We start from the raw sequence: 26,704 nt of genomic DNA, 5'->3' as shown, positions 1-26,704 counted from the left end.
CTTAACCGGTGATGAAGGCCGGCCACACCGGCATCTGCAGGTTGATGCCGTACACGAAGGCGCCCAGGCTGATCAGCACCAGCACCACCGCGTTGAGCAGCGCGCCCTTCCAGCTGAATTCGTGGCTGGCCATCGACGACACCAGCACCAGCACGAACACCGACAGCACCATGCCGAGCGGCTTGAGCAGCAGGCCGAACAGCACCACCGAGCCGAGGATCCACAGCAAGGTCTTCAGGTCCCAGCGGGCCAGGTGGTCCTGCTCGCCCTTGGGCGACAGCGAGCTCAGCAGCACCACCGCTCCCAGCAGTGCAAGGACCAGGCCCAGCAGGAATGGAAAGTATCCGGGTCCCATCTTGGCGGCCGTCCCCATGGAATAGCCGCGAGCGACCCAGGAAAAGCCCAGCCCGACCAGAACGAACATCAGGCCGGAGGCAAAGTCCTTTTGGCTGCGTATGCGCAAAACGATTCTCCTCAAAGTTCACGAAATGCCGTGCCGGGGGTGCACTGGCTCAGGCGCAACAGGATGCAAGCGGGCATGCTCCCCGACGGTTGCCCCGAACCTTAGAGACGTGATCTTTCAGGTGCCTTTCATTTGTCTGGTTCTAGGGGTATTTACCAATAACCCCTTAAAACAAGGCAAATCCAGCCGAATGGCGCGCGCAAATACATCACAACGTGATGTATTTGCGCGTTCAGTCAAATGAGAAAGCGGACAGGAATTCAGACCAACAAGACGGCGCGCGCACTTGCATCAACGCAAGGCGCGGCCGGAAAGACGCGCACCGCTGCCGTGCCGGGCAGCCCACGCGTGCGCTGGGAGGGAGAGCCAGCGATGACACGATGACACAGCGATCTTTCGAAAGGCTTTCAATGCGAAGCCTGCTGTGCGCGGACTTTCCGTGCCATCAGCGCGCGGCTTCGGCCGCGGGTGTTGCCGCGCCGGCCGGCTCGACAACCTCGCCGGCGTCTTCGCAAGGCGTGCCCATGCTGGTATCGGGCGCCTGCCCCACCGCCTCTGCCGGATGCGGCGCGACGGGCAGGATCTGGCTGCCGCGCCAGTTACCGAAGCGGTAGTAGCCGAGCGCCAGCGCCAGCGACACCACCGAGCCGAGCGGGAAGCTCCAACCAGATCGCGTCGGCGCCGAGGCGCGGGCCCAGCGCCCAGGCGAACGGCAGCCGGATCACCCACATCGACAGGAACAGGATCACCAGCGGTGCCATCACCGCGCCGGTGGCGCGCACCGTGCCGAAGATGACGATGGTGAAGCCGAACAGGATGAACGACCACAGCACCACCACGTTGATATGCCGGGCGATGCCGATCGCGACGCCGTCGGTGCCGAGGAACAGGCCCAGCGAATGGCGGTTGAACAGGTAGATCAGCGCCACCAGCGCTCCCGTCATGGCTACGTTGAACAGCAGCCCCATGCGGGTGATGCGCGCCACGCGCTGCCACAGCCCGGCGCCGACGTTCTGCGCCACCATCGACGACACGCTCGCACCCACCGCGAGCGCGGGCATCTGCACATAGGTCCACAGCTGCGACGCCACGCCATAGGCGGCGGTGGTCTGCGAGCCATAGGCGTTGACCAGCGCCATCATCACGATGGCGGACGACGAGATCACCACCATCTGCAGGCCCATCGGCAGGCCCTTGACGACCAGCGCGCGCAGGAGCGCCGGGTCCGGCACCAGCAGCGCCAGCTGGCCGCGATGCAGCAGCAGGAAATGCCGGCGCCGGTACAGCAGCGCCATCATCGCCGCCAGGCTTGCCAGCTGGGCGATCAGCGTGGCCAGCGCCGAGCCGGCGATGCCCATGGCCGGGACCGGACCCACGCCGAAGATCAGCACCGGGTTGAGCCCCACGTCCAGCACCACCGACAGCAGCATGAACCAGAACGGCGTGCGCGAATCGCCGGCGCCGCGCAGCGTCATCATCACGAAGTTGTAGAAGTACATGAACGGCAGCGCCAGGAAGATGATGCGCAGGTAGGCCACCGCCAGCGGCGCGGCATCGTGCGGGGTCCGCATCGCTGCGAGGATGTCGGGGGTGTAGAAGTAGCCGAGCGCCGACGCCAGCACCGACAGCGCGACGAAGAAGGTGGTGCTGGTGCCGACCACGCGGCGCGCCTCGTCGATGTCGCGCGCGCCGACGGCCTGGCCGATCATGATGGTGTTGGCCATGCTGATGCCGAACACCACGCCCAGCAGGAAGAACAGGATGATGTTGGCGTTGGAGGTAGCGGTCAGCGCGGCTTCGCCCAGGAAGCGCCCGACCCAGACCGAATTGATCGAAGCGTTCAGCGACTGCAGGATGTTGCTGCCGAGCACCGGCAGCGAGAACAGCAGCAAGGTCCGGCCGATCGGGCCGGTGGTCAGTCTGGCATCGGGCTTCATGGGGCGTCGCGAGGCGGAAATCCGTCCAGTCTATTCCTGCCTCCCGGGCGCCTACAAGCTTGCCGCGGCGTCCGCATCGCCGGCCAGCGCCCTCCGACCGCAGCGCCTTGCCCGCCTTTTTACCTGAATGAGTTATTTCCGGCCGATGGCCGCCGCCGCATACTCCGGCTGGGACCAGCGCGTCCCGGGCCGGCTGCCGGACGGGGTTATCCGGGCTTATCCGGATCGATCCGGCATGCGAGCGCCTTCCGCCGCAGTCAAAACAAGGAGGTGGGGTCATGTTTGTCGGTTTCGAGCCTGTTGCCGGCGCCCTGGTGCCGTTTGCCTATGACTGGCCGATGGTGGGCCTGTCGTTCCTGATCTCGGTGTGCGGCGCCTACGTCGGCCTGCGCTGGTCGCGCCGGGTGCGCCAGCCCGACGGGCGCCTGGACGTGGACCGGCTGCTGTGCGCCAGCGTGGCGCTGGGCGGCGGCGCGGTCTGGTCGATGCATTTCATCGGCATGGTGGCCTACCAGACCCCGACCCACCGCGAGTTCGGCCTGTTCACCACGCTGGCGTCGCTGCTGGTGGTGATGGTGCTGGCCGGAGCCGGCCTGGCGATCGCGTCGCGCCCGCGCGGCAGCCGTACCGGCAACGTGGTGCAGGGTGGCGTGCTGACCGGGCTGGGCGTGGTGGCGATGCACTACACCGGGATGGCGGCGATCCGCTCCAACACCCGCTTCGACTGGGATCTCGCCATCATCGCGCTGTCGGTGGTGATCGCCGTGGTGGTGTCGGTGGTGGCGCTGTGGCTGGCCATCACGGTGAAGACCGGCGGCAAGCAGCTGGCGGCGGCGGTGGTGATGGGCGTGGCGGTCTGCGGCATGCACTACACCGGCATGTCGGCCGGCACCATGATCTGCACCAGCCCGACCTACGCGCCCAGCCTGTTTGCGATCGAAGGCGACAGCATCGGCTATGCGGTGTTCGGGCTGAGCCTGATCACGCTGCTGGTGATCCTGGTGGTGGAAGCCACCCGCACCGGCGCCGCGGCCGGGAGCGCCGCGATGGCACGCACGCGCGACCCCGCCTGACACCCGGCCGCCGGGCCGCGGCCTGACGGCCGGACGGGTCCGTTCCCGCACATTCCTGCCTGGCACGCACCCGGCACGCTGCATGAACGCAGCGGCCGGGTTAAGCTTGCGGTTTCACCGCCCACCAGGAGAACACGCATGTACCAGGATCTCGCCCTCTATATCGACGGGGAATTCATCAAGGGAGGCGACCGGCGCGAGCAGGAGGTCATCAACCCGGCGACGCAGGAAGTGCTGGGCCAGCTGCCGCACGCCACGCGCGCCGACCTGGACCGCGCCCTGGCCGCCGCGCAGCGCGCCTTCGAAAGCTGGAAGAAGACCTCGCCGCTGGAGCGCGGCAAGATCCTGCGCCGCGTCGGCGAGCTCGCGCGCGAGCGCGCCCGCGACATCGGCCGCAATATCACGCTGGACCAGGGCAAGCCGCTCGCCGAGGCGGTCGGCGAGATCATGGTCTGCGCCGAGCACGCCGACTGGCATGCCGAGGAATGCCGCCGCATCTACGGCCGCGTGATCCCGCCGCGCCAGCCCAATGTGCGCCAGCTGGTGGTGCGCGAGCCGATCGGCGTCTGCGCCGCGTTCACGCCATGGAACTTCCCCTTCAACCAGGCCATCCGCAAGATCGTCGCCGCGGTGGGCGCGGGCTGCACGCTGATCCTGAAGGGGCCCGAGGACTCGCCCAGCGCGGTGGTGGCGCTGGCGCAGCTGTTCCACGATGCCGGCCTGCCGCCGGGCGTGCTCAACATCGTCTGGGGCGTGCCGTCCGAGGTCTCGACCTACCTGATCGAATCGCCGATCGTGCGCAAGATCTCGTTCACCGGCTCGGTGCCGGTGGGCAAGCAGCTGGCGGCGCTGGCCGGCGCGCACATGAAGCGCGTCACCATGGAGCTGGGCGGGCATTCGCCGGTGCTGGTGTTCGACGATGCCGACATCGACCCGGCCGCCGAGATGCTGGCGCGCTTCAAGCTGCGCAATGCCGGCCAGGTGTGCGTGTCGCCCACGCGCTTCTACGTCCAGGAGAAGGCCTATGACCGCTTCCTGGCGCGCTTCACCGAGGTGATCGGCTCGATCAAGGTCGGCAACGGCCTGGAGGACGGCACCCAGATGGGGCCGCTGGCGCACGAGCGCCGCGTGCTGTCGATGGAGCAGTTCCTGGACGATGCCAGCCAGCGCGGCGGCAAGGTGGTGGCGGGCGGCTCGCGCCTGGGTGACAAGGGCTACTTCTTTGCCCCGACCGTGGTCACCGACCTGCCCGACGACGCGCGCCTGATGACCGACGAGCCCTTCGGACCGGTGGCGCCGGTGACGCGCTTCAAGGACACCGCCGAGGTGCTGCGCCGCGCCAACAGCCTGCCCTACGGCCTGGCCTCGTATGTGTTCACCAACTCGCTGAAGACCGCGACCGAAGTGTCCAACGGGCTGGAGGCCGGCATGGTCAACATCAACCACTTCGGCATGGCGCTGGCCGAGACCCCGTTCGGCGGCATCAAGGACTCGGGCATCGGCAGCGAAGGCGGCCTGGAGACCTTTGACGGCTACCTGGTGACCAAGTTCATCACCCAGGTCTGAGCGCCGCGCGCGTGCAAGGCGGCCTGCCGCCGGCGCCCTCCCCGGGGCCGGCGGCGCCGCCCGTCAGCGGAAGAAGATGCCGCGCGTCAGGTACGTATGATTTGCTTCTTCCGCCATCAGCCAGACCAGCACCAGCAGGCACAGCGGCGGGATCAGGATGGCGCAGATCAGCGCCATGCGCTCCCATGCCATGTGCATGAACACCGCCACGATCAGCCCTGCCTTCAGCCCCATGAACAGCAGGATCAGGGTCCAGCGCAGGTAACCGGTGAAGTGGAAATAGTCGACCAGGTACGACAGCGTCGACAGCACGAACAGCAGCAGCCAGATTTTCAGGTACAGCCCGATCGGGTGCTCCTGCCCGTGGTGCGCGGCGTCCGCGCCAGTGGCATGCTCGGGCGTTGCCGGCGCCGCGGGGGTTGCAGGGTTCGATGCCATGGCCACCCTCACCAGAGATAGAACAGCGCAAAGATAAACACCCACACCAGGTCGACGAAGTGCCAGTACAGGCCGGCGATCTCGACGATCTGGTAGTTGCCGGTGGCCTCGTAGCGCCCGCGCAGCACGCGCGTGGCCACCACCAGCAGGTAGATCACGCCGCACGACACGTGCAGGCCATGGAAGCCCGTGATCATGAAGAAGGTCGAGCCGAACTGCGCCGCCCCCATCGGGTTGCCCCACGGCCGCACGCCCTCGTCGACGATCAGCTTGGTCCATTCGAACGCCTGCATGCCGACGAACAGCACGCCGAAGGCCGCGGTGACGAACATCAGCGTCGCGCATTCGCGGCGCGCGCGCCGGTAGGCGAAGTTGACCGCCATCGCCATGGTGCCGCTGCTGGTGATCAGCACGAAGGTCATGATCGCGATCAGCAGCAGCGGGATGTCGGCGCCGCCCACGTGCAGCGCGAACACCTCGCTCGGGTTGGGCCACGGCACCGTGGTCGACATGCGCACGGTCATGTAGCCGGTCAGGAAGCAGCTGAAGACAAAGGTGTCGGACAGCAGGAAGATCCACATCATCGCCTTGCCCCACGACACCTTGAAGGCCTGCTGGTCCGACGACCAGTCGGCCAGCAGGCCGCGCACGCCGCCGACCGGCGGCGCGGGCGCCACGCCGGGGGTGGCCGAGGGTGAAGACAATTGCGTGGACATGCCGGTCCTCCTTGCCGCCGGCGCTAGGCCGTGCCGCAGATGTAGCGCACCAGTTCGGGCGTGAGCCATCCCAGCGCCGCCAGCAGCACCGCCCACACCGCCAGCAGGAAATGCCAGTAGCGCGCGCACAGCCGCAGGCGCAGCACGGCGGCCTCGCCGCTGCCGCGTGCCGTCATGGCAAAGCCCCAGCCCGCCAGGCCGCCGAGCACGTGCAGGCCATGCATCGCGGTCAGCAGGTAGAAGAAGCTGCCGGCGGGATTGCCGGCCGGCAGCACCTGCATCGCGCCCAGCGCCTGCCACGCCCACAGCTGCGAGGCGACGAAAGCGGCCGCCCCCAGCCCGCCCAGGCGCAGCGCGCGCCTGGCCGCGGCCATCTCGCCCCGGCCCGCCGCGCGCGCGGCCACCGCCATCGCCACGCTGCCCGCGGCCAGCAGCGCGGTTGACAGCCATACCTGCCACGGCAGCGCGATGCGGTGCCAGTCGGGGCTGTCCATGCGCAGCGCATAGGCCATCAGGAACAGCGCGAACAGCGAAGTGACCACGCCCATGAACACCCACAGGCCGATGCTGGCCGGCGCGCGGCGCTGCGGATGGCGGTTGGCGGCGTTCTCACCTGAAGGGTTGCCGCCGAAGTCATCGCGGCTGACCTTGAAGACAGCGTCGGCGTTCATGCTACGGCTCCACGGCTGGCATGCGGTTCAGGCTCGGCCCCGCCCTGCTCCGGCGGCGCGTTCTGCGCGATAAAGTCCTCGCGCGCGCCCGGCACGCTGTAGGCATAGGCCCAGCGGTACACCACCGGCAGGTGCGGTCCCCAGTTGCCGTGCGCGGGCGGCGTCTGTGGCGTCTGCCATTCCAGCGAGGCCGCGCGCCACGGGTTGCCGTCGGCCTTGCGCCCGTGGCGCAGGCTCCAGAACAGGTTGAAGACAAAGAGCAGCTGCGCCGTGGCGACAACGAACGCCGCCACCGAGATATACATGTTCATCACATGCGCCGATTCCGGGATAAAGGCATAGTTCTCCCAGGCGTAGTAGCGCCGCGGCATCCCAAGCACGCCCAGGTAGTGCATCGGGAAGAAGATGGCATAGGTGCCGACGAAAGTGACCCAGAAGTGGATGCGGCCCATGCTGTCGTCCAGCATCCGCCCGGTCACCTTGGGATACCAGTGGTAGAGCCCGCCGAACACCACCAGGATCGGCGACACCCCCATCACCATGTGGAAGTGCGCCACCACGAAATACGTATTCGACAACGGGATGTCGACGCTGACATTGCCCAGGAACAGCCCGGTCAGTCCGCCGATGATGAAGGTGCTGATGAAGGCGATGGCGAACAGCATCGGCACGGTGAAGTGGATATCGCCGCGCCATAGCGTGATGACCCAGTTGTAGACCTTGATCGCGGTCGGGATCGCGATGATCAGCGTGGTGGTGGCGAAGAAGAAGCCGAAGTACGGGTTCATGCCGCTGACGAACATATGGTGCGCCCACACCGCCACCGACAGCACGCCGATCGCCAGGATCGCCCACACCATGGTGCGGTAGCCGAAGATGCTCTTGCGCGAATGCACGCTGACCAGGTCCGAGACGATGCCGAAGGCCGGCAGCGCGACGATATAGACCTCGGGGTGGCCGAAGAACCAGAACAGGTGCTGGAACAGCAGCGGGCTGCCGCCCTTGTACTGCAACTGCTGCCCCATCGACACCATCGCCGGCATGAAGAAGCTGGTGCCCATGGTCTTGTCGAGCAGCATCATCACCGCCGACACGAACAGCGCCGGGAACGCCAGCAGCGCCAGGATGGTGGCCATGAAGATGCCCCATACCGACAGCGGCATGCGCAGCAGCGTCATGCCCTCGGTGCGCGCCTGCAGCACCGTGGTGACGTAGTTGAGCCCGCCCATCGTTGCCGCGACGATGAAGATCGCCAGCGATACCAGCATCAGGATGATGCCCCAGTCGTGCCCCGGCGTGCCGGCCAGGATGGCCTGCGGCGGGTATAGCGTCCAGCCCGCGCCGGTGGGCCCGCCCGGCACGAAGAAGCTGGCCAGCAGCACGATCACCGACAGCAGGTAGACCCAGAAGCTGAGCATGTTGAGGAAGGGGAACACCATGTCGCGCGCCCCCACCATCAGCGGGATCAGGTAGTTGCCGAAGCCGCCCAGGAACAGCGCGGTCAGCAGGTAGATCACCATGATCATGCCGTGCATGGTGACGAACTGGTAGTAGCGGTTGGCGTCGATGAACTCGAAGCGGCCGGGGAAGCCCAGCTGCATGCGCATCAGGTTGGACAGCGCCACGCCCACCAGGCCCACCACGATCGCCACGATGGTGTACTGCACGGCGATGACCTTGTGGTCCTGGCTCCAGACATAGCGCGTCCAGAAGCTCTGCGGCGCGTGATGGGCGGCATCATCGGCGTAAGCCATGCAGGTCTCCTCACTGGCGCGGCGGCGCGGGCGCGGCCGTGGGCGGCACCGCGACGGCCGTCGAAGTGGTGTAGGTGCCGGACGCGGCGCCGGCCGTGGCCGCGGGCGCCGCGGAACCGGCGGCCGCCGTGGTCGCGGCGCTAGTGGTGGCGGCCGCGCCGGCGGGCACGTCCGCCGGCGCCACCGGCGCCACCATGCCGGCGTCCGCGGCACCGCTGCCAACGGACTTGATATACGCGGTCAGCGCCGCGACCTCGTCGTCGCTGACCGGCACCTTCGGCATTACCGGGCCGTAGCCCTTGACCAGCCGCGCATGCGGGTCGGCGATCTCCTTGTGCAGGAAGGCATCGTCGACCCTGGCGCTGCTGCCGTCGGCAAAGGTTTCGGTCTTGCCGTACAGGCCTTTCCAGGTCGGGCCCACGCCCGGGTTGCCGTCGATGCTGTGGCAGCCGGCGCAGCCCTTGCTCTGCGCCAGCGCGCGGCCCTTCTCGATGGTGCCGGCCGCACCCGCGGCACCGGGCGCTGCCGCGCCCATGGCCGCCGGCGGCGCCGCGGCCTTGGCCAGCGTCATGGCAAAGGTCTGCTGCTTGGCCAGCCACGCCTCGAACGCGGCCGGCTCTTCCACCACCACCGTGCCGCGCATGTTGTAATGGCCCACGCCGCACAGCTGCGCGCACAGGATGTCGAAGCGCCCCGCCTGCGTCGGCGTGAACCAGAATGACGTCACCATGCCCGGCACCATGTTCATGCGCGCGCGGAACGGCGGCACGTAGAAGTCATGCAGCACGTCCTTGGAGCGCAGCAGCACCTTGACCGGCTGGTTCAGCGGCAGGTGCACCTCCGGGCCGACGATGACGATGTTGTCGAGCCCGCGCGGATCGTCCGGATCCAGCCCGAGCGGATTCGCGCCGGTGACGAAGCGCGCGTCGGAGGCGCCGAGCTGCCCGCTCTTGCCGGGAAAGCGGAAAGCCCACGACCACTGCTGGCCGACCACTTCCATCACCATCGCCTCGCGCGGCGGGCGCACATAGTCGGCGTAGACGAACAAGCCCGGCGCCAGCAGCAGGATCACGCCCAGCGTGGTGCCGCCGATCAGCCACAGTTCAAGCTTGCTGTTCTCGGGGTGGTAGGAGGCGCGGTGACCGCTGCCGCCGTTGGGATGCGGCGCATCATGGCGGAAGCGCCAGACGATGTAGCCGACGAACAGGTTGATGCCGATAAAGAAGATGCCGGTGATGACGAGGGTAATGGTCAGCGTGTCGTCCATCTGTTTCCAGTTGGACGCCAGCGGCGTTGCCCACCACGGGCTCAGGAAATGGAAGAGCACCGAAGCGGCAACCATGACGACGAGTGCGATGGCCATCGCCATATCCACCCTCCTCCTCGCGCGCGGCGAGGGATGCGCAAGTCACGCAGGTAGAGATAAGACTAGTGCATGCCGTCAGGTCACTGCAAGGCGACACGCCGGAGCATTGGTGTCGCACTGCACAAGCGTGCGGCGCAAGCAAAAAAGCGGCGGGAACCCGTGGTCCCCGCCGCCGCAGCGCGATGGTGCCGGCCCGTGTACTGGCCGGCGCCGCGTCAGTGCGAGACGTCCTTGCTTTCCAGCTTCCAGTAGCACGCAGCCGCGGCGATGCCGAAGATCAGGTGCCCGACGAAGGTATGCCAGCCGCGCACCTCGACAAACCACGGGAACGCCCGCGTCATCACATAGAAGTTGAAGACGTAGACCACCACGCCGAACACCGCGCCGGCCAGCATCGCCAGGCCCAGGCTGGAATCGAGCGTGAACGGCGCCAGGATCGCTGCCAGGATCATGCCCAGCACGGCGCCCAGCACAAAGTGGATCACCAGTGCCGCGGCCACGGTGCCGACGCTGAACAGCGAGGTCTGCAGCACCTCGGGCCCCATCACGATCGCCGCGATCATGCGCGTCGCGACCCACGGGTTGACACCCGACACCATCGACGACCAGAACAGCTCCAGCACCAGCAGCAACGCGCCCGCCGCCAGCCCTGACACCGCTGCCGCGGTCCAGTCCGGCAGTCGTCGCACGTAGTGGTGCGATTGCATGTGAAGTTCCATAGCCACCTCCGTCTCTCGTCGGCGGGGCATCGCACGAAAGGGGAAACACGCCCCGCGTCTCTGCTCAGCATAGGACACGGGTCTAGCGCTTCGGGACCGGCGAGCCGAAAAAAGGCTCGGCATGCGTACATCGCGCAACGGCCGCCTCACGCAAGTGCGGCCTCCGATACTGCGGGTCAGGGCGCAAGCGCCGCATCGGGGACAATCCCGATGCGCACACCGTTTATACGGCACACACTGCCTATACTGGAACCACAAAAGAGAGAGACAGGAGACCGCCATGCACTTCACCGCGCATGATCTTGTATTCCTGATTCCGATGGCGCTGGTAGGCGTGATCGCCATGGGGTCGATCCCGGTGACCGCCAAGTTCCTGCGCATCAGTTGCCGCACCATGGGGGCGCTGATCGGCGCACTGGTCGCGGTGCTGGTGATGGAGGCATTACCGCTGCTGATCTGACTCACGTAGGGAGTCCGGTGCGCGCGTAGTGGGAGGAGGACCCGCCATGTCGATCGGCCTGCTAGCCGCCATCATGGCGGTGCTGCTGTGCATCACCGTGTTGCGGGCGCTGTGGCGCTGCAGCCATCCGTACCGGATGCGGTATCGGAGGTACCTGGCGCAGCGGCAGCGCGCGGGGCTGTGCCGGCCGGGACACAGGCGCCGCCACGGCTAGTCCGCCAGGGCCTGCAGGCGTCGTAAAGAGCGCAGCGCTCCGCTTACAGCTCGATCATCGCGAATTCGCCCTTGCCGACGTCGCATTCGGGGCAGCGCCAGTCGTCGGGAATGTCCTCCCAGCGCGTGCCGGGGGCGATGCCGTCTTCCGGCCAGCCTTGCTCTTCGTCGTACACCCAGCCGCAGATCACGCACACCCACGTCTTGTAGGCGACGGCGGCTTCCATTGGCTCCTGCTGCAAAATTCACTCCTGGTTCGGCGATGGAACGGATTGTCCGGGCCGAATCATACCGGTTTTCGCAGCCGGGCCTGTGGCGGCGCCGCACGGTGCGGCGCCGCCACCCGGACTAGCCGCGGATGGAAAAGTCCACCCGGTTGGGCGTGCCCTTGTCCTTGATGCCCTCGGCGCTGAGCCTGGGCGCGGTCAGGAACAGCCGGCTTTCGGGCACCTTGCCTTCGCGTTCGAGCGACTGCTTGACCACCAGCGCGCGCTGCTCGGCCAGGCGCTTGAGGTCGGCTTCGGTCACGGTGGCGTTGGCCATCAGCAGCTTTTCCATTTCCTCGGGCGGCAGGGTCTTGGCAAAGCCGACGAAGTTGCGCGGCTTCTTCATCGAGGTGCGCTTGTAGACCTGCTCCAGGTATTTGGGGTACTCGGCCTTCGACACCTTGACCTCGGCGCCCTGCTCGCCGGCCTCGTCGTCGCGCGCTTCGGCACCGGCCTGCGCGTTGTCGCGCAGGTCGCGCCGCTTCTGCTCGGCCACGCGCGCATCCAGCCACGCGCGGCGGGCGCCGGCTTCGTCGGTGGCGGGATCGATGCGGCCGCTGATTTCCAGCCGCAGCGAGGGCCGGTCATTGAGCGCCTGGCCCAGCTTGGCGATCTTGTCCCTGGCCGCCGGCGTCAGCGTGGCGGTGCCGGGCGCGAACTCGACATAGCCCAGCTCCTCGCCGCTGCCGCCGAAGGCCGAGGCGATCAGCGAGAACGGCGAGGTGATCGCCTTGGTCAGCAGGTTGACGATCACGCGCACGATCACGCCACCGATGCTGAACTCCGGATCCGACAGCGAGCCCGACACCGGCAGGTTCACATCGATCACGCCATTGCGGTCCTTGAGCAGCGACACCGCCAGCAGCACCGGCAGCTTGGTCGCATCGGGGCTGTCGACGCGCTCGCCGAAGGTGAGCTGGTCGAGGAACAGGTGGTTGCGCGCATCGAGCTTGCCGTTCTCGATCTTGTAGGCCACGTCCACGGTCAGCTTGCCCTTGGTGATGGGGTAGCCCGCGTACTTGGCGGCATAGGGCGTAAGCCGGGTCAGCTCGACGCCGGCGGCCTTGGCGGCAATGTCGAGGAACAGCTGCTCGCCCAGCGGATTGAGCTTGCCGCTGATATTGACCGGCGCGTCGTCGTCGATGCGGCCGTCCAGCACCAGGTCGGCCGGGGTGGGGTCGCCCGACGACACCTTGGACACCGAGCCCTTCATGCCGGTCAGGTTGGCGGTGTAGTTGGGCTTGACGAAGAAGTCCGAGAAATTGATGTTGCCCTTGTCGACCGAGACCCCGCCGATGCGGATCTGCGGCTTGGGTCCGCCCGGCTTCTGCTCGACCTGGGCGGTGCGCGTGTCGCCGGCCTGCACCGGCGGCGCGGCCGGCGCCGAGGCCGGCGTCGAGCTCGGATTAGCCTGGGTCAGGCTGGTGGACGGCGCGGCCTCGCCCTTCTCCGCGCCGCCGGCCAGCACGTCCTGCAGGTTCAGGCGGCCGTTGGCGTTCAGGATCACGCGGGCGTAGAAGTCGGACAGCGCGATATTGCCCAGGCTGACGCGCATCGGCCCCTTGCTCTCGTCCATCGCGAAGTCGATGCCCGACACCGCCAGCGAGCGCCAGCGCAGGAAGTCGTCGCCGCTGACGCGGTCCACCGTGCGCACGTTGCCGGTCTGGACGTTGCCGTTGAATTGCGCGGCAAGCGGCTTGCCGGCTGGCGCGTCGACATTGAGCCGGCCCTTGACCGTAAGCGTGCCGCTGCGCAGCGCGGCATTGAAGCGGTCAGCCAGGTAAGGCTGCAACGGGCTCACGTCGACCTGGCGCAGGTCCAGCTGCAGGCGGGTGCCCGGCAGGGCCGGCAACACCGTGCCATCGACCCCGATCACGCCGCGGCGGCCGGATTCGGCATGCAGCTTGACCGGCACCGCCGCCGGCGTGAGGGGCCAGGCCAGCGTGCCGGTGTTCAGGCCGATATTGCGGAACTGGTGGATCACCGGGCGGCCACGGTTGGCCTGCGCCGGCTGGTAGTCCGCCAGCCGGGCGCTGCCACCTTCCACCACCACCTTGCCAATACTGGCCTTCCAGCCTCCGCCCGCTGCAGCACCATTGGCGCCATTCGCGCTGGCGGGCGCAGTGCGCCGCGGCGCCGCGCGCGCCTGCTGCGCCGATTCCGTCGCCCACAGCCGTGCCATCTCGAGGAACTCGCCGCGATGGTCGCGCGTGGCGGCGATCTGCGGTTGCGCCAGCGTGACCTGGCTGGTGGCAAAGGTCTGCCTGGCGAGGTCGAGCTGGATATCGTCCAGCACCAGCTTCTGGGCCAGCAGCAGCGGCAGCGCGGCACCATCCCAGTCATTGCCGCGCTCGCCGGCGCGGTCGCGCGCGCGGCGGCCGGCGCCCTGCGTTCTGTCGCCCGCAGGGGCATCGGCTGCGCTGGCGCGCAAGGCAGCGGCCGCCGGGATCACCACCGGATCGCGCGTGGCGACGTACAGCGGCGCCAGCTCCAGCCGCGATTTTTCCAGCACGAACTGGAACTGCGGCGTGCCCCAGGCCATGCGGTAGTGCAGCTCCGCATTGACCGCGGTGGTGCCGAACTGGCTGCGCAGCTCGCGCGGCCACCAGGCGGCAAATCCCTGCGGCCGCAAGCCGGTGGTTTTCAGCGTGCCGGTCATCGAGCCGTCGCGCAGCAGCAGGTCGCCGGTATGGTGCAGGGTCTGGCCATCGGCCACGGCCAGCGTGGCCTCGACGCGCACCGGCTTGTCGCCGTCGATGCCGGCAAAGCCTTTGACCTCGGCATCGAGCGGCCCGAGCGCGAGCTTGCCCGGGCCGGATGGTGCCAGCGCGTCTTCGAATCCCACCCGGGCCTGCCTGACCACGATGCGGTCGACCGCATAGTGCCACGGCGCCTCCCTGGTCGCGGCCGTGGCGGGAGCTGCCGGCACCGCCGACGCGGCGGCGGGAGCCGACGCCGGCGCGGGCGCCGGTGCCACGCCATCGGTGGACCGGCTCACCGCCTGCGGCAGGAATGCCGTGGCCAGATTCAGGGAGCCGTCCGCGCGCCGCGCTGCCTCCAGCGCCAGCCCGTCGATCTCGACGCTGCGCAGCTGCGCGCGGTGCGCCAGCGGCTCCAGCCTGGCGATATCGACCGCCAGCTTGCCGCTGCGGATCAGCGGCTGGCCGGCGCGCGTGCGCACGTCGGCTTCGCGCAGCGCGGCGGTGCCCAGCACCACCATCTCCTGCGTGTCCTTCTGCTGGCGGAACGCCACCGTCAGCCGCGTATCGAGCTTGCCGGACTTGACCTCGGCATCGCGCAACGGCGGCGCGAACGCCATCATCCGCGCCACCTCGAGCCCGTCGAGGTTGATGTTGAGCCGGGTCTGGCGCGAATCGGCGAAAGGCAGCACCTCGCCGTCCAGCGCCAGCGGCGTGCCGTTAACCTGCGCGCTCAGCGTGGGCCGGGTCACGATCTCGACGTCGTGCGGCAGGTTGGACAGGAACGGCAGCGTCAGCGTCAGGTTGTCGACGCGCAGGGTGGTATTTAGCAGCTTGTCGTCATAGCGCAGGCTGCTGCCGGTCACCGCGATGTTGTTCACCGAGAAGCGCGCCGGCCTGGCATCGGCCGGCCTGGGGGGCAGCGCCGCGAACTTTTCCTGCACATCGGCAAAGCTCATGCGGCCGTCGGCGCCACGCACCACGTGCACGGCGAGGCGGTCGACATGCAGGTTGTCCACCACCGGTGCCAGGTGCCAGACCGAGGCCAGCGAGGTATTGGCCTGGACCTCGCCCAGCGTCAGCGCCGGCGTCTTGCCATCGCGCTCATAGATGGTCAGGCCGGACAGCGTGGCGCCCAGTTCGAACGGGCGCACCTGCGCCTGACCCAGCGTGACCTTGCGCCCGAGCGCCTCGGTCGCGTTCTTTTCGACCAGGTACTTGATCAGCGGCGGGCCGCCGAAATACCCCGCCAGCCCGAACACCGCCAGCGCCGCCGCCACGCCGCCCGCAATGCGCACGGCCAGCCGGCCGCGCGGCGTGGCAGCCACCGTGGCTGCCGCCTGGATGGATTGCTTGAATGCCATGACGTTCCAGAAATTCCGACCCCGCAACCCGGCGTTGCACGCTTCTTTGTGCCCCGGATTTCACATTTTTCGACATTATGGCAACGGTTTCGGACAAAGCAAAGAAATCGGTCCCGGCGCGGGTGCGGCCCGGCGACGGGCGCGGCATGCACGCGGACCGGCGCGGTTTTGACCGCTCAATGGCCGGTGCGCCGATCTGGTATCTTTACGTCCTTTGCGAAGCGTCCCGTCGCAAGCCTGTGGCTTACCCGCCATGTCGTGCCTGCCTCTCCCGCGCTGTACCCTCCGGCCACACCCATCACGTTATTCCGTGCTGCGCGCTTCGCATGCGTTCTCTTCCATGCGAGTCCACTTCATGTCTACCACCAGCAGTACCGCCGCGGGTGTCGGCACGCCGCGCGCCGGCGCGCGCGCGCTCACCGGCCAGGATTACAAGACCCTTTCCCTTGCCGCCCTGGGCGGCGCGCTCGAATTCTACGACTTCATCATCTTCGTGTTCTTCGCGACGGTGATCGGCCAGCTGTTCTTCCCGCCATCGGTGCCCGACTGGCTGCGCCAGCTGCAGACCTTCGGCATCTTCGCCGCCGGTTACCTGGCGCGGCCGCTGGGCGGCATCATCATGGCGCACTTCGGCGACCTGCTCGGGCGCAAGAAGATGTTCACGCTGTCGATCCTGCTGATGTCGGTGCCGACGCTGCTGATGGGCCTGATGCCCACGTACGAGTCGATCGGGCTGGCCGCGCCGGTGCTGCTGCTGGTGCTGCGCATCCTGCAAGGCGCGGCCGTCGGCGGCGAAGTGCCGGGCGCCTGGGTTTTCGTCTCCGAGCACGTGCCGGCGCGCCATGTCGGCTATGCCTGCGGCACGCTGACCGCGGGACTGACCGCCGGCATCCTGCTCGGCTCGCTGGTGGCAACCGGCATCAACACCGTCTTCACCCCGGCCGAGCTGTCCGACTACGGCTGGCGCGTACCGTTCCTGATCGGCGGCGTGTTCGGCATTGCCTCGATGTACCTGCGCCGCTGGCTGCATGAGACCCCGGTCTTTGCGGAGTTGCAGCAGCGCAAGGCGCTGGCGGCGGAAATGCCGCTGAAGTCGGTGATGCGCGACCACGGCGGCAGTGTCGCGGTGTCGATGCTGCTGACCTGGATGCTGTCGGCCGGCATCGTGGTGGTGATCCTGATGACCCCCACCTTCCTGCAGAAGCTGTATGGCTTCGACGCGCGCACCGCGCTGGTCGCCAACAGCGTGGCCACGCTGTGCCTGACCATAGGCTGCATCGTCTCGGGCGCGCTGGCCGACCGCATCGGCGCACGCCGCACGCTGTTCTTCGGCGGCCTGCTGCTGGCGGTCTGTGCCTACGCGTTCTACACCACCATCTTCACCCGCCCCGACCTGCTGCTGCCGCTGTACGCGCTGGCCGGCCTGCTGGTCGGCACCATCGGCGCGGTGCCGTTCGTGCTGGTCAATGCGTTCCCGGCGCAGGTGCGCTTCTCGGGGCTGTCGTTCTCGTACAACGTGTCCTATGCGATCTTCGGCGGCCTGACGCCGATGGTGGTGACGCTGATGCTGAAGAACGACCCGCTGGCGCCGGCGCATTATGTGGTGGCGCTGTGCGTGCTGGGCATGGTGACCGCGCTGTTTGTGAAGGATCGGTCGCGGGTGTGATGGCGCTGCCGCCCCTCGTCGCTCAGCGGCGGTGCTGCCGAAAAAACTCCCACATCATCGTGCTCGCATCCGGCCCGATATCGCTGTGGTAACTGTAGCGGTCGTCGCCGCCGCTCCACGCGTGCCCCAGGCCCTCCACCTCGACCAGCGTCACCAGGTCGCGGTGCCAGCGGCCAAAGCGATATTCACGCGAGCGGCCCGGCACGTCGCTGGCCGGCTCGAAGTGCGCGGGGCGGCCGGCGAGGCGGTCTTCCAGGCCGTTGTAGGCCACGAACTGCCGCGCGAGCAGGCGCCCGTTGACCGGATGCACCGCGTCATCGGCCAGTCCGTGGATCACCAGTGCGGGCATCTCGGGGCCGCCCGGCGTGACGCCGGCGGCATCGAGCAGCCAGGCGGGCTCGGCCTCGGAGCCTTCCTGCATCGCGCGCAAGCCGGCGCGGGCGTTGCCGGCGGCGCCGATGACCACGCCGGAATGTAACGCCACGGCCGCCACCTTGTCCGGGTAGCGCAGCGCCACCACCGCGGCCATGGCCGCGCCGGCGGACATGCCGGCCAGGTAGATTTCGCGCTCACGCACGTCATGGCGCGCCGCCAGGGCATCGACCAGCGCGGCCACCGCCTGCGCCTCGCGTCCGCCGTCGGCCGCGCCGAGGTCGAACCACTGCCAGCAGCGCTGCACTTGCCGGCGCAGCGGCTGTTGCGGGTAGGCGACGATAAAGCCCTCGCTTTCGGCCAGTGCATTCAGGCGCGTGCCCGCGGCCAGGTCATCCGGCGTCTGGCGACATCCATGCAGCACCACCACCACCGGCAGCGGGCCGCGATGGCGCTTCGACGGGATGTAGAGGTGATAAGAGAGATGCGGCACCAGTTCGCCCGGCGTGGGCGCGAGGCGCAGCCGGTGCGCCTGCCAGGTGCCGCGCAGCGCGCCGGGATCGGCCACCGGGCGCGCGGGCCGGGCGGGCCGAGGCGGCCCGGGCAGCCGCGTCGGCGTGAGCGGGTTCAGTGAATCCATGCGCCGGAGCCAGGATTTCACCTGGGCTTCCGTGCGGGTCTGCACGCGGCTCAAGCGCCGCATGCGGGCATGCCAGTCTGCTGCAAGGCTCTTCGTCATGAGGACTCCTGTGTGACGGAATCTCCCCCTATGCCTTTATTGTTGCGTTGCAGCATACCACAGGCGCGAGTCGTCCACCCGCTATTCGCGAGCACACGTCGGGAAAACGAAACGAAACTGCGACGATGCACGCTGGCTGCCGACGGCCCAACGGCTGCCGGGCGGCGCAAGCGCCAGTACTTAGCGATCAGCCACCCGCTTCCAGCCTTCGGGCGAGAAGCTGCGCATGGCCCGGGCGCGCGCGGCCGTGCCCGGGCCCAGGTCGCGTTCGTAGAACACGCGATCGCTGCCGAGCAGGAAGGATTGGACACCGGTATCGCCGTAGCGCGCCGGCCATGCGAGCAGGCCGTAGCCGCCATTGCTGCCCCGGGCGGCCGGCAGGATGCGGTAGTGATAGCCGTAGAACGCGTCGGCCGCAGGCGTGTCGGGACCCATCGCCAGGGCGTCGGGACCGAGCGGACTGGCGTCCTGCTCGCTGGCGGCGGGCCAGTAGAGTCCGTCGGTCTTGCCGGGCGTGCTGATCAGCCGCCTGGCGTAGCGGCCCTGGCCCACTTGCTCGGCATAGCGCTGCTGGGCATCCGCCAGCTGTAGCAGGGTCTCCATGGTGACCAGTTCGTTGCGTCCGAGGCGGCGGCGGCGCACTTCCTGCTGGCCGGCGGGCAGGTCGAACTGCCAGCCGCCCTTCTGCCGGGCCAGGGGCACCGGGAAGGTCCAGCCGCTCTCCCCCACCGCAATGCGCGCGCGGTTGTCGCCTTCGGGCTGCACGGCATGGTGACGCGCCCAGGCCCCCAGGAAGTCATAGACGTCGTCCTGATCGATCGAGCCCTGCGGCACCAGCAACTGGTAGCGCTTGCCAAGCACCCGCTGCAGTGCGTCGCCATCGCTGCGCGCGATGGCATCGCCGAGCGCATCGGCTGCCGCCTGCGCGCTCGGGAAGACCTGCTGCGCCGCCGCGGGGACGGCCAGCGCCAGGGCCAGGGCCGCAGCTACCCGCGGCAGCACGCGCGCACCGCGGCGGAAACCGACCGCGGAGATCAGGTTACCGGTCTTGGGCATCATGCTTTACCTCCGACCATGGCCAAAATGTTCCCCGCCGCCCAGCCGGCCCTCGCCGCCATGGCGCATGCCGCCCTGGCTGAATCCGGCCGGATGCACCGGAGCCGCGTGGTGCGGGGATAACCCGGCGCGCTGCGTCTGCTGGCGCATGCGATCGCCGTTGCCGGCATCGCGCAGCGCGCTGTCACGATTGGCATGGCGGGCGCGGTCGCGCGCCGCGGCCTGGTCGGCGCGCTGGTGCTCGGCACCGGCGGGATGCGGGGTGCGCGTGCCGGCACCGCCCGCGCCCGGCCGCGCGCCCTCGGCGCGACCGGCCACGCCGCCGGCATGGCCTGGAATCGCCCGGCCGGTACGGCCTTCGAAGGAGCGGGCCGCGCGCTCGCGCGCCTGGTCGCGCGCAGACGGTTCGCGCTGCACGCCGCCGCCGACGCGCTGCCCCGGCTGCGCCCCGGCCTGGCGATTGGCTAAACCGGCCTGGCGCTGCGCGTCATAGCGGCCGCGCACCGCCGCGTTGTTGTAGGGCACATCGCCGCGCCGGGCCGGGTTGTGCTGCCAGTTCACGTTGGCGCGGTTCACGTCCAGGCGCTGGTTGACATTGATGTTGTTGTAGCGGTTCACGTTGATGTTGACATCGTGGTCGTGCCAGTCGAATCCGCCCCACATCGCGTCGACCGCGGCCACACCCAGCCCGAAGCCGATGCCGGACACCAGCGCCGTGGCGAACACCGATCCCGGCGGCGGCGGGTAATACGCCGGCGGATAGGCGGGATACGGCCAGGCGCCGTAGACCGTGGTCGGGTTATAGGCCGGCACATAGACCACTTGCGGATTGGCCGGCTCGATCTGCACGATGGTGGTGCCGCCGGAGCTCTGGGTCACCACCTTCTGCTGTTCGGTGGTCTTGAGCGTGCCTGCCTTCTGCGCCTGCAAGCGCAAGCGCTGCACCGAGTCCATCACGTCATTGGGCTGCGCCAGGAACGCATCGCCGATCGACTGCACCCACTGCGGCTGGCGTCCCATCATGTCGAGCACCGACGGGAAGGCAGCCAGCGATTGCACGCTGGGGTCCCAGCTCTGGCTGGCCACCGCCTTGGTCGCGGCGTCGCCCGAGAGGCCGGGATTGGCCTTGGACCATTGCGCCGCCGCGGCCACGTCGGCCGGATACGTAGCGGCCATCAGCACCTGGGACAGCAGCGCATCCGGATACAGCGCCACCGGCGCGGTGAGCTGGTCAAGTTGCGGCTGGCTCAGCGTGGCTTGCGCCAGCGCAGGCTGCAGGGGCGCCATCAGCATCAGTGCCAGGCACCACGCTAAAAACCGTTGAAGACGATGCATGCTGACGCTCCACAAGTCCGCAAGTGACGGACGGCCGCCACCGGTGCGCCGATCAGCGGCGCTCCTGCGCGCACTGCTGGCGATAGGCTTCCTCCAGCCGCTTGCGATCCGCCTGGCGCTCCAGGGTCGGATAGCTGCGCCCGTCAGCCGTGGTGACCGAACCTTTGCCGGTAGACCATTGCGGTCCGCCGGGCAATGCGTTGATCTGGTCGAGCAGGCCCTGGCAGTGCTGCCGCTGCGATGCCGAAAGCGTGCCGCCAGGCCCCTCCCCCACCGCCGTGGCTTCATCCAGGATCCGCGGCGGTGGCGGCGCCACCATCGGCGTTGCAGCCGCCGAATCGGCCGCAGCGGCCGCAGCGGCCGCAGTCGCGCTGGCATTGCCAGCTGCCCACGACGGGGCAGCCACCATGGCGGTGCATGCCAGCATGCCCGCCTTGATCAGAAACTTCGTCAAACCCATTACTCCAGAGCCGTCCACGGCGCGTCCCCGGGCCGTGGGCGTGTTGCGTGAACCGTCCGCCGCTAGCGGTCCTTGCCGCTGCCGCCGCGCCGGCCGGTGCGGTTGCGCATCAACTCAAGCTTGAGCAGTGCGTCCGCAAGCATACTCTTCAGTCTGGCATTCTCTTCCTGCAGTTCGCGCAGCTTGCGCCCCTCGCGCGCCTCGCCGCTGCCGGGCTGGCCGTAGCGGCTGCGCCATCCGTAGAACGAAGCGTCGCTGAAGCCATAGCGCGCGCACAGCTCGCGCACCGGCACGCCGCTGGCCGCCTCGGCCAGGTAACCGCGGATCTGTTCTTCCGAATACCGTCTGTTCACGAATCTCTCCGCTTCGCGACGGCGGGGCCCAGGCGTCGCACAGCCAGCCCGCGACGCCAACCGTGCCGACTCTGGCCGTAAGTTAGCCCACGGCCGCCGCAAAAGGCAATTCAGTGTCTTCGCAGTGCGAGTTAAGAAAATTATCGCGGCACACCGGTGCCGAGCGTTGGCATTGCATAGCCAAATTTCGTTATTCCAATTTGGAAATCGCATGGACTGATTGCATGCCAAAGTCACCCAAGCGGGGGATGAAATATCATCGCCAGGACCGGTATTTGACGACAGACCGGCCCGCAAACGCCCACAGCAAGCCATGTCTGCGGCGCCATACAAAAATAGGGAAAAAGATTGACAGGTCTGTCATCAATTCAAGTTTCTAGGACTTTTTCTAAGCATGTATTAAGATTCCTCGGCATAACTAAATTTCACACGCCTTCGCACGGCGCCCTTACGCGGCACCGGCAGAAGCGCGGTCCGGCAGCAGCGCACCACCGAGGAGTCGCCCCGCAGCCGGTACCCATCCCGTCCGTCGGCATGCGCCGATCTGATGGATCCGAGAGTCGCTACGCTGGGGGATCTGAGCTACGTGGACACTGGCGTGTCACGCGTATAGGGAAACATCCTGCAGAGCCTTGCGTGCGGGACTTCATACTGGCCCACCTGGCTTGCGCGGCGTGGCGCCGAAAGCAAGCAGCCGTGGCGAACGCGCCGCGGTGCGCCGTGGTTTCATGCGCGCCCTCACTGGCGCATCACTGTTTGCATCAGACCGACAAAGAAGAAGAAAGCGAAGTCATGTATCAGGAGAAGTCGGAATGCGTCATGTCAGCACGAAGTTGTTGCATGTCTTTGTTCTGGTCATGGAGTACCGTGACCTGAGTGCGGTCGCGGCTTGCACGCAGGGACGCGTCCCCACCGTGGCCTACAGCCTGGCGCGCTTGCGCGAGATCACCGGCGACCCATTGTTCGTCAAGCGCAACGGCATGCTCGAGCCCACCCCGCACGCGCTGCGCCTGGAACAGACGGCGCGCCAGATCCTGGCGAAATGGAACCACCTGGTGCGGCCCGGCGAACCCGGCCTGAGCAAACGCCGCGAAGGCGGCAGGCGCGTCTCCATCGGCTTTTCGTCATCGATCGGCGACCCCGTCATTACCGAGATCCTGACCGCGCTGTGCGAGCAGTTCCCGCAAGACAGCTTTGTCACGCGCCCGGTGATTGCCGACGCCGCCCTTGCCGGCCAGCTGAGCGAGGGCGACCTCGATTGCGCCTTCGTCGTCGACAGCGGGCATGATCCCGAACGGGTGCGCCAGCACAACATCATGGCCACGCCGCGCCGGCTGGTGAGCGCCACGCGCGGCGGCAACCAGGATGAAAGCGAGAGTGCGTGGATCCTGTTGCAGGAAGACAGCGAGGCCGGCAGTCCGCTGCGTGCCTTCCTGAGCCGGCACGCCAGCACGCCCGGCCATCGCGAGACGGTGGTGCCGTCGTGGCATACGCAGATCACGCTGCTGCATTCCGCCGGCGGCATCTGCCCGGTGCTGGATTTCAACGTGCCGCTGGTCACGCGCGAGCGCAAGACGCGGCTGCTGGCACCACCAAGCAGCTTTCCTGAATGGGCCGCCCTGCATTTCTGGGGGCCGGAGCGCGGCCGCGACCAGGGCGTGCTGCGCGATGTCATGGAAGTCGGCAGCGCGGTGCTGCGCGACCCGCTCAAGGCCATCGACGGGCGCCGCAACGGCCGCCCCGCAGTCCCCGCCGAGGCCGCGACCACCTGACCCCAGGCGCGCCGCCAACATGCAAACGGGCGCTGTCGCCGGGAGGCGGCAGCGCCCGTTTGCATGTCACGGATCGTTGTCGCCTATCGTTATCAGCGAGCCTTGTCACGGATCGGAAACGCCGCGCCGTCTAGCCCATTGCCGAGGCGAAGTGCCGGCGGCCGGCACGCGCCACACGCGCTCGCGCCGGGCTGGCGCAAGGAGCTTTTCTGGCAATGATTTACGAATCCTCCTAGTTCCGCCGCACTGACGCGCCGCTATCCTGCCATGGCAGTGCCGCAGTCCGGCCGTCTCCCGTTTGGCCCGGACCCGCGGCAATGCGAGCAGTTGTCCGGCGCCTCCCTGTCTGGCGTCATTTTTGCGCCGCACGTCGCCGAGGCGTGCGGCGTTTTCTTGACGTTTGCCGAAGGCTGCGCCGCGTGAACCAGAATCGAGGAGCAACCCGATGGCATTCAGGATCCTGCTTGCCGACGACCACCCACTGGTCTCGGCAGCCGTCGCCGACCGCTTGCACACCCAGACCGGCTGGGAAGTCTGCGGCAGCGTGACCAGCGCGACGGCGCTGCTCAACAGCATCGACAGCCTGCGCCCCGACGTCGTCATCACGGATTACCACATGCCCGCGCAGGGCGAACGCAACAGCGACGGACTGCGGCTGCTGGCGAGCCTGCGGCGGCGGCATCCGTCGCTGGCCGTGATCGTGCTGACCATGATCACCAACCCGCTGGTGCTGCGCTCGATCCTCGACACCCAGGTACACGGACTGGTGCTCAAGGACGCCCCGCTGACCGAACTGGTCACGGTGGTGTACCGCATCCAGCGCGGCTTCCATTACATCGGCAAGTCCGCTATGGAAGTGCTGTCGCAGGCTGACCCGGGCAGCCTGGTGGGCGCGGGCCGGGCCGGCGCGGAACGCCTGTCGCGCCGTGAAATGGAGGTATTGCGGCTATACCTGACCGGGCGCTCGGTCAGCGAGATCGCCATCCAGCTGTGCCGCAGCGTCAAGACCATCAGCCGGCAGAAGAACTGCGCCATGCAGAAGCTCGGCGTCACCAACGACCGCGAGCTGTTCGAGTTTGCCGCGCTCAATGGCCTGCTGCTGAGCGGCTGAACCGCTGAGCGCCGCCGCGCCGCGGACGGTGCCGCTGGCTTCAGGCCGCGTCGGCCTGCGCCGCCGCGCGGGCCTGTGCGTGGGCAATGCCTGCCTCGAGGCGCGCCAGGCCGCGCGACAGTTCGCGCATGGTCGTGGGCGAGACCTCGGACAGCACGTCCTCGAGAAAGGCCGAGCGCAGCGGCATGGCGCGCGCCACCACCTCGCGCCCGGCCGGCGACAGCGTGACATGGGTCACGCGGTTGTCGCGCTCGGACGTGCTGCGCTCGACCCAGCCCAGTTCCTGCATGGCCTTGAGCTGGCGCGTCAGCGCACCGGGGTCCATGACGACCAGGTCGGCCAGCGCCTTCTGGCCGATGGCGCCCTCCTGGTGATGCAGCGCATGCAAGATGCGCCAGCGCGGCAAGGGCAGTCCCATGCGCTGCTCGAACGCCCCCGCATAGGCGCGGTAGGTTCGGCCGAACTGCTGCAATACGGCCACGCTCTGTCGCTCCAGTTCCATCCATTCTCCTCAGGGTAAGTTGCCGCCTGGCATCAGTCCGCGGCCATCGCCGGCGCGGGGCTGCGGGCCAGCCTGATCGACGGCACCTGGCGCGCGCACCACACGCCCAGCGCGGCCGCCGCTCCCGCCACCACCAGTCCGAGGTGGATGGACCCCACCAGCGACACGCGCGCCTGCTCCAGCAGCAAGGCGCCATTGTGCCCGGCCTGCTCCAGCTGGCCGAGCAGCGCCAGCTGCGACGCCTTGTCGATCAGCACCTGCGGGTCCGCCATGCGGGATGCCCACTGGGTGGCATTGGCGCCGGACAGCGCCTGTTCGACGCCGCCGGTATAGCTGCGCGTCACCAGCGTGCCCACGATCGCGGTGCCAACCATGCCGCCCACCATGCGCAGCGACTGCAGCATGGCCGTGGCAATGCCAAGGTGCTCGCGCCCGGCGGTCTGCTGGGCGAACACCGTCAGGTTGGGCATGATAAAGCCAAGGCCGAGGCCGCCGACCAGCATGATGGCCATCAGCACGCCATGCGGCATGCCGCGGGTGGCCTGCGACAGCCCCAGGCACGACAGCGCCAGCATGCCGAAGCCGGCATAGAGCATGGTGTTCGGCCGGCGTATGCGGGTCACGATGCGGCCGTTCAGGATGCTGCCGACGGTGATGCAGACCACCAGCGGCGTGATCAATACCCCGGCCTGCTTCGGCGAATAGCCGAAGCCGCCCTGGAACAGCAGCGGCGCATACAGCAGCAGCGCAAACATGGTGAAACCCGCGAACACCGAAAGCTTGAACAGCGGCGCCAGCCCCGGATCGCGGAACATTTCGACGGGCAGGATCGGATTGGCGCAGCGCCGCTCCCACTGCCAGAGCGCCACCAGCGCCACCGCCGCCAGCACGAGCAGGCCCGCGGTATAGGCGTCGAGGCCGCGCGCCGGCAGCAATTCCACGCTCATCTGCAAGCTGCCGAGCCCCGCCGCGATCAGCAGCGCCCCCAGCCAGTCGACGCGGATCGACCCGCGGTGCGCCTGCTGGCGCAGATGCGGCAGGTAGCGCCAGGCAAACCACAGCCCCAGCACGCCCACCGGCAGGTTGACGTAGAACACCGCGCGCCAGCCATACCACTCCGTCAGCAGGCCGCCCAGCGACGGACCGACCGCGTTGGCAATGCCGAACGCCGCGCTGAGCATCACCTGCCAGCGCAGCCGCACGTGCGAATCCGGAAACAGGTCGGCAATGCAGGCAAAGGCCGTACCGACCAGCATGCCGCCGCCGATGCCCTGCAGCGCGCGCGCCGCCACCAGGAACGGCATGTTCGGCGCCATGCCGCACAGCGCCGAGGCGACAGAGAACACCACGATCGAGGCCAGCACGAACGGCTTGCGGCCGTAGTAGTCCCCCAGGCGGCCGAACACCGGCACCGTGATCACCGAGGTCAGCAGGTAGGCCGTGGCGACCCAGGCGTAGTACTCGAACCCCTGCAGCTCCGCCACCACCGTGGGCAGGGCCGTGCCGACCACGGTCTGGTCCAGCGCCACCAGCATCACCACGAAGGCCACGCCCAGCATGGCCAGCAGCGATTCGCGAAACGGCAGGACCTGGCCGGCAGGCTGCGAACTTTGTGGTTCGGGGGTCATTTTAT

At 68.2% G+C, this 26,704-nt stretch carries 23 protein-coding genes and 1 pseudogene; 7 read left to right on the top strand and 17 right to left on the bottom strand.

The genetic code is table 11. From position 1 onward, the window contains the following. Nucleotide 1: 1 nt before the first annotated feature. Nucleotides 2-463: a tripartite tricarboxylate transporter TctB family protein gene (locus A3AG_RS0126695; protein WP_018008349.1), complete on the bottom strand. Its 462-nt coding sequence runs from the start codon at nucleotides 461-463 to the stop codon at nucleotides 2-4. A 445-nt stretch (nucleotides 464-908) separates the two neighbouring features. Next, nucleotides 909-2,400 (bottom strand): annotated as a pseudogene (locus A3AG_RS32055) (MATE family efflux transporter). 278 nt (nucleotides 2,401-2,678) lie between these two features. On the opposite strand from A3AG_RS32055, the gene A3AG_RS0126685 reads away from it, so the two are divergent. Together A3AG_RS0126685 and A3AG_RS0126680 are read left to right on the top strand one after the other, a co-directional pair. Continuing rightward, entirely contained in the window at nucleotides 2,679-3,473 is a 795-nt protein-coding gene (locus A3AG_RS0126685; protein ID WP_018008348.1) for an MHYT domain-containing protein, read from the top strand. Between the two features lie 138 nt (nucleotides 3,474-3,611). After that, a complete protein-coding gene (locus A3AG_RS0126680) occupies nucleotides 3,612-5,039 on the top strand; it encodes an NAD-dependent succinate-semialdehyde dehydrogenase (RefSeq protein ID WP_018008347.1) in 1,428 nt (475 codons plus the stop codon). A 63-nt stretch (nucleotides 5,040-5,102) separates the two neighbouring features. Here the strand turns inward: A3AG_RS0126680 and A3AG_RS0126675 are convergent, their stop codons facing one another. From A3AG_RS0126675 to A3AG_RS0126650, 6 genes are all read right to left on the bottom strand, one after another. After that, on the bottom strand, nucleotides 5,103-5,477 hold the full coding sequence (locus A3AG_RS0126675; RefSeq protein WP_018008346.1) for a cytochrome C oxidase subunit IV family protein: 375 nt from the start codon (nucleotides 5,475-5,477) through the stop codon (nucleotides 5,103-5,105). 8 nt (nucleotides 5,478-5,485) lie between these two features. Beyond that, nucleotides 5,486-6,193: a heme-copper oxidase subunit III family protein gene (locus tag A3AG_RS0126670; protein ID WP_018008345.1), complete on the bottom strand. Its 708-nt coding sequence runs from the start codon at nucleotides 6,191-6,193 to the stop codon at nucleotides 5,486-5,488. Between the two features lie 23 nt (nucleotides 6,194-6,216). Next, nucleotides 6,217-6,864, bottom strand: a complete 648-nt coding sequence (locus A3AG_RS0126665) for a cytochrome c oxidase subunit 3 family protein (protein ID WP_018008344.1) — start codon at nucleotides 6,862-6,864, stop codon at nucleotides 6,217-6,219. Next, nucleotides 6,861-8,618, bottom strand: coding sequence for a cytochrome c oxidase subunit I (ctaD, locus tag A3AG_RS0126660; RefSeq protein WP_018008343.1), 1,758 nt, complete (start codon nucleotides 8,616-8,618; stop codon nucleotides 6,861-6,863). Before ctaD ends, A3AG_RS0126665 begins: the two co-directional genes overlap by 4 nt. Nucleotides 8,619-8,628: 10 nt before the next feature. Continuing rightward, nucleotides 8,629-9,987 carry a cytochrome c oxidase subunit II gene (locus A3AG_RS0126655; protein ID WP_018008342.1) on the bottom strand — a complete coding sequence of 453 codons (1,359 nt, stop codon included), beginning with the start codon at nucleotides 9,985-9,987 and terminating at the stop codon, nucleotides 8,629-8,631. A gap of 212 nt (nucleotides 9,988-10,199) precedes the next feature. Further along, on the bottom strand, nucleotides 10,200-10,703 hold the full coding sequence (locus tag A3AG_RS0126650) for a hypothetical protein (RefSeq protein WP_018008341.1): 504 nt from the start codon (nucleotides 10,701-10,703) through the stop codon (nucleotides 10,200-10,202). A 280-nt stretch (nucleotides 10,704-10,983) separates the two neighbouring features. On the opposite strand from A3AG_RS0126650, the gene A3AG_RS0126645 reads away from it, so the two are divergent. Next, complete coding sequence (locus A3AG_RS0126645) at nucleotides 10,984-11,163, top strand: hypothetical protein (RefSeq protein WP_026164496.1); 180 nt, start codon at nucleotides 10,984-10,986, stop codon at nucleotides 11,161-11,163. 46 nt (nucleotides 11,164-11,209) lie between these two features. Continuing rightward, nucleotides 11,210-11,377 (top strand): hypothetical protein, encoded by a 168-nt coding sequence (locus A3AG_RS34265; RefSeq protein WP_018008340.1) that lies wholly within the window; start codon nucleotides 11,210-11,212, stop codon nucleotides 11,375-11,377. Nucleotides 11,378-11,420: 43 nt separating this feature from the next. Here A3AG_RS34265 and A3AG_RS0126635 read toward each other — a convergent pair whose 3' ends face one another. Continuing rightward, nucleotides 11,421-11,618 carry a rubredoxin gene (locus tag A3AG_RS0126635; protein ID WP_018008339.1) on the bottom strand — a complete coding sequence of 66 codons (198 nt, stop codon included), beginning with the start codon at nucleotides 11,616-11,618 and terminating at the stop codon, nucleotides 11,421-11,423. A 106-nt stretch (nucleotides 11,619-11,724) separates the two neighbouring features. After that, complete coding sequence (locus A3AG_RS0126630) at nucleotides 11,725-15,705, bottom strand: DUF748 domain-containing protein (RefSeq protein WP_035849723.1); 3,981 nt, start codon at nucleotides 15,703-15,705, stop codon at nucleotides 11,725-11,727. 355 nt (nucleotides 15,706-16,060) lie between these two features. On the opposite strand from A3AG_RS0126630, the gene A3AG_RS0126625 reads away from it, so the two are divergent. Continuing rightward, nucleotides 16,061-17,371: an MFS transporter gene (locus A3AG_RS0126625; protein WP_018008337.1), complete on the top strand. Its 1,311-nt coding sequence runs from the start codon at nucleotides 16,061-16,063 to the stop codon at nucleotides 17,369-17,371. A 22-nt stretch (nucleotides 17,372-17,393) separates the two neighbouring features. Here the strand turns inward: A3AG_RS0126625 and A3AG_RS0126620 are convergent, their stop codons facing one another. From A3AG_RS0126620 to A3AG_RS34105, 5 genes are all read right to left on the bottom strand, one after another. Then, nucleotides 17,394-18,482 (bottom strand): extracellular catalytic domain type 1 short-chain-length polyhydroxyalkanoate depolymerase, encoded by a 1,089-nt coding sequence (locus tag A3AG_RS0126620; protein ID WP_018008336.1) that lies wholly within the window; start codon nucleotides 18,480-18,482, stop codon nucleotides 17,394-17,396. Between the two features lie 180 nt (nucleotides 18,483-18,662). Continuing rightward, entirely contained in the window at nucleotides 18,663-19,541 is an 879-nt protein-coding gene (locus A3AG_RS0126615; protein WP_018008335.1) for a DUF2950 domain-containing protein, read from the bottom strand. Nucleotides 19,542-19,544: 3 nt separating this feature from the next. Then, entirely contained in the window at nucleotides 19,545-20,873 is a 1,329-nt protein-coding gene (locus A3AG_RS0126610) for a DUF3300 domain-containing protein (RefSeq protein WP_026164495.1), read from the bottom strand. A 52-nt stretch (nucleotides 20,874-20,925) separates the two neighbouring features. Continuing rightward, on the bottom strand, nucleotides 20,926-21,327 hold the full coding sequence (locus A3AG_RS0126605; RefSeq protein ID WP_018008333.1) for a hypothetical protein: 402 nt from the start codon (nucleotides 21,325-21,327) through the stop codon (nucleotides 20,926-20,928). 68 nt (nucleotides 21,328-21,395) lie between these two features. Then, nucleotides 21,396-21,686 carry an IS3 family transposase gene (locus tag A3AG_RS34105; protein ID WP_018008332.1) on the bottom strand — a complete coding sequence of 97 codons (291 nt, stop codon included), beginning with the start codon at nucleotides 21,684-21,686 and terminating at the stop codon, nucleotides 21,396-21,398. Between the two features lie 812 nt (nucleotides 21,687-22,498). Between A3AG_RS34105 and A3AG_RS0126595 the strand changes: the two genes are divergently transcribed. Both A3AG_RS0126595 and A3AG_RS0126590 read left to right on the top strand, forming a co-directional pair. Then, nucleotides 22,499-23,458, top strand: coding sequence for a LysR family transcriptional regulator (locus A3AG_RS0126595; RefSeq protein ID WP_018008331.1), 960 nt, complete (start codon nucleotides 22,499-22,501; stop codon nucleotides 23,456-23,458). 445 nt (nucleotides 23,459-23,903) lie between these two features. After that, entirely contained in the window at nucleotides 23,904-24,569 is a 666-nt protein-coding gene (locus A3AG_RS0126590) for a response regulator (protein ID WP_018008330.1), read from the top strand. Between the two features lie 40 nt (nucleotides 24,570-24,609). Here A3AG_RS0126590 and A3AG_RS0126585 read toward each other — a convergent pair whose 3' ends face one another. Both A3AG_RS0126585 and A3AG_RS0126580 read right to left on the bottom strand, forming a co-directional pair. After that, nucleotides 24,610-25,071, bottom strand: coding sequence for a MarR family winged helix-turn-helix transcriptional regulator (locus A3AG_RS0126585; RefSeq protein ID WP_018008329.1), 462 nt, complete (start codon nucleotides 25,069-25,071; stop codon nucleotides 24,610-24,612). 32 nt (nucleotides 25,072-25,103) lie between these two features. After that, nucleotides 25,104-26,699, bottom strand: coding sequence for an MFS transporter (locus A3AG_RS0126580; RefSeq protein ID WP_018008328.1), 1,596 nt, complete (start codon nucleotides 26,697-26,699; stop codon nucleotides 25,104-25,106). Nucleotides 26,700-26,704: the final 5 nt, after the last annotated feature.

It is taken from the genome of Cupriavidus neocaledonicus, from assembly GCF_000372525.1.
Classification (GTDB): Bacteria; Pseudomonadota; Gammaproteobacteria; order Burkholderiales; family Burkholderiaceae; genus Cupriavidus; species Cupriavidus neocaledonicus.
This window is presented reverse-complemented; position numbering and strand designations above follow the sequence as displayed.

Excerpts from the sequence above, each read along its gene's own strand:
- A3AG_RS0126665 (WP_018008344.1), bottom strand. The coding sequence starts at position 6,864 with ATGAACGCCGACGCTGTCTTCAAGGTCAGCCGCGATGACTTCGGCGGC.
- A3AG_RS0126585 (WP_018008329.1), bottom strand. The coding sequence starts at position 25,071 with ATGGAACTGGAGCGACAGAGCGTGGCCGTATTGCAGCAGTTCGGCCGA.
- ctaD (WP_018008343.1), bottom strand. The coding sequence starts at position 8,618 with ATGGCTTACGCCGATGATGCCGCCCATCACGCGCCGCAGAGCTTCTGG.
- A3AG_RS0126580 (WP_018008328.1), bottom strand. The coding sequence starts at position 26,699 with ATGACCCCCGAACCACAAAGTTCGCAGCCTGCCGGCCAGGTCCTGCCG.
- A3AG_RS0126675 (WP_018008346.1), bottom strand. The coding sequence starts at position 5,477 with ATGGCATCGAACCCTGCAACCCCCGCGGCGCCGGCAACGCCCGAGCAT.
- A3AG_RS0126685 (WP_018008348.1), top strand. The coding sequence starts at position 2,679 with ATGTTTGTCGGTTTCGAGCCTGTTGCCGGCGCCCTGGTGCCGTTTGCC.
- A3AG_RS0126610 (WP_026164495.1), bottom strand. The coding sequence starts at position 20,873 with ATGCATCGTCTTCAACGGTTTTTAGCGTGGTGCCTGGCACTGATGCTG.
- A3AG_RS0126595 (WP_018008331.1), top strand. The coding sequence starts at position 22,499 with ATGCGTCATGTCAGCACGAAGTTGTTGCATGTCTTTGTTCTGGTCATG.
- A3AG_RS0126625 (WP_018008337.1), top strand. The coding sequence starts at position 16,061 with ATGTCTACCACCAGCAGTACCGCCGCGGGTGTCGGCACGCCGCGCGCC.
- A3AG_RS0126615 (WP_018008335.1), bottom strand. The coding sequence starts at position 19,541 with ATGATGCCCAAGACCGGTAACCTGATCTCCGCGGTCGGTTTCCGCCGC.
- A3AG_RS0126645 (WP_026164496.1), top strand. The coding sequence starts at position 10,984 with ATGCACTTCACCGCGCATGATCTTGTATTCCTGATTCCGATGGCGCTG.
- A3AG_RS0126670 (WP_018008345.1), bottom strand. The coding sequence starts at position 6,193 with ATGTCCACGCAATTGTCTTCACCCTCGGCCACCCCCGGCGTGGCGCCC.
- A3AG_RS0126650 (WP_018008341.1), bottom strand. The coding sequence starts at position 10,703 with ATGGAACTTCACATGCAATCGCACCACTACGTGCGACGACTGCCGGAC.
- A3AG_RS0126680 (WP_018008347.1), top strand. The coding sequence starts at position 3,612 with ATGTACCAGGATCTCGCCCTCTATATCGACGGGGAATTCATCAAGGGA.
- A3AG_RS0126590 (WP_018008330.1), top strand. The coding sequence starts at position 23,904 with ATGGCATTCAGGATCCTGCTTGCCGACGACCACCCACTGGTCTCGGCA.
- A3AG_RS0126620 (WP_018008336.1), bottom strand. The coding sequence starts at position 18,482 with ATGACGAAGAGCCTTGCAGCAGACTGGCATGCCCGCATGCGGCGCTTG.
- A3AG_RS0126630 (WP_035849723.1), bottom strand. The coding sequence starts at position 15,705 with ATGGCATTCAAGCAATCCATCCAGGCGGCAGCCACGGTGGCTGCCACG.
- A3AG_RS0126655 (WP_018008342.1), bottom strand. The coding sequence starts at position 9,987 with ATGGCGATGGCCATCGCACTCGTCGTCATGGTTGCCGCTTCGGTGCTC.
- A3AG_RS34265 (WP_018008340.1), top strand. The coding sequence starts at position 11,210 with ATGTCGATCGGCCTGCTAGCCGCCATCATGGCGGTGCTGCTGTGCATC.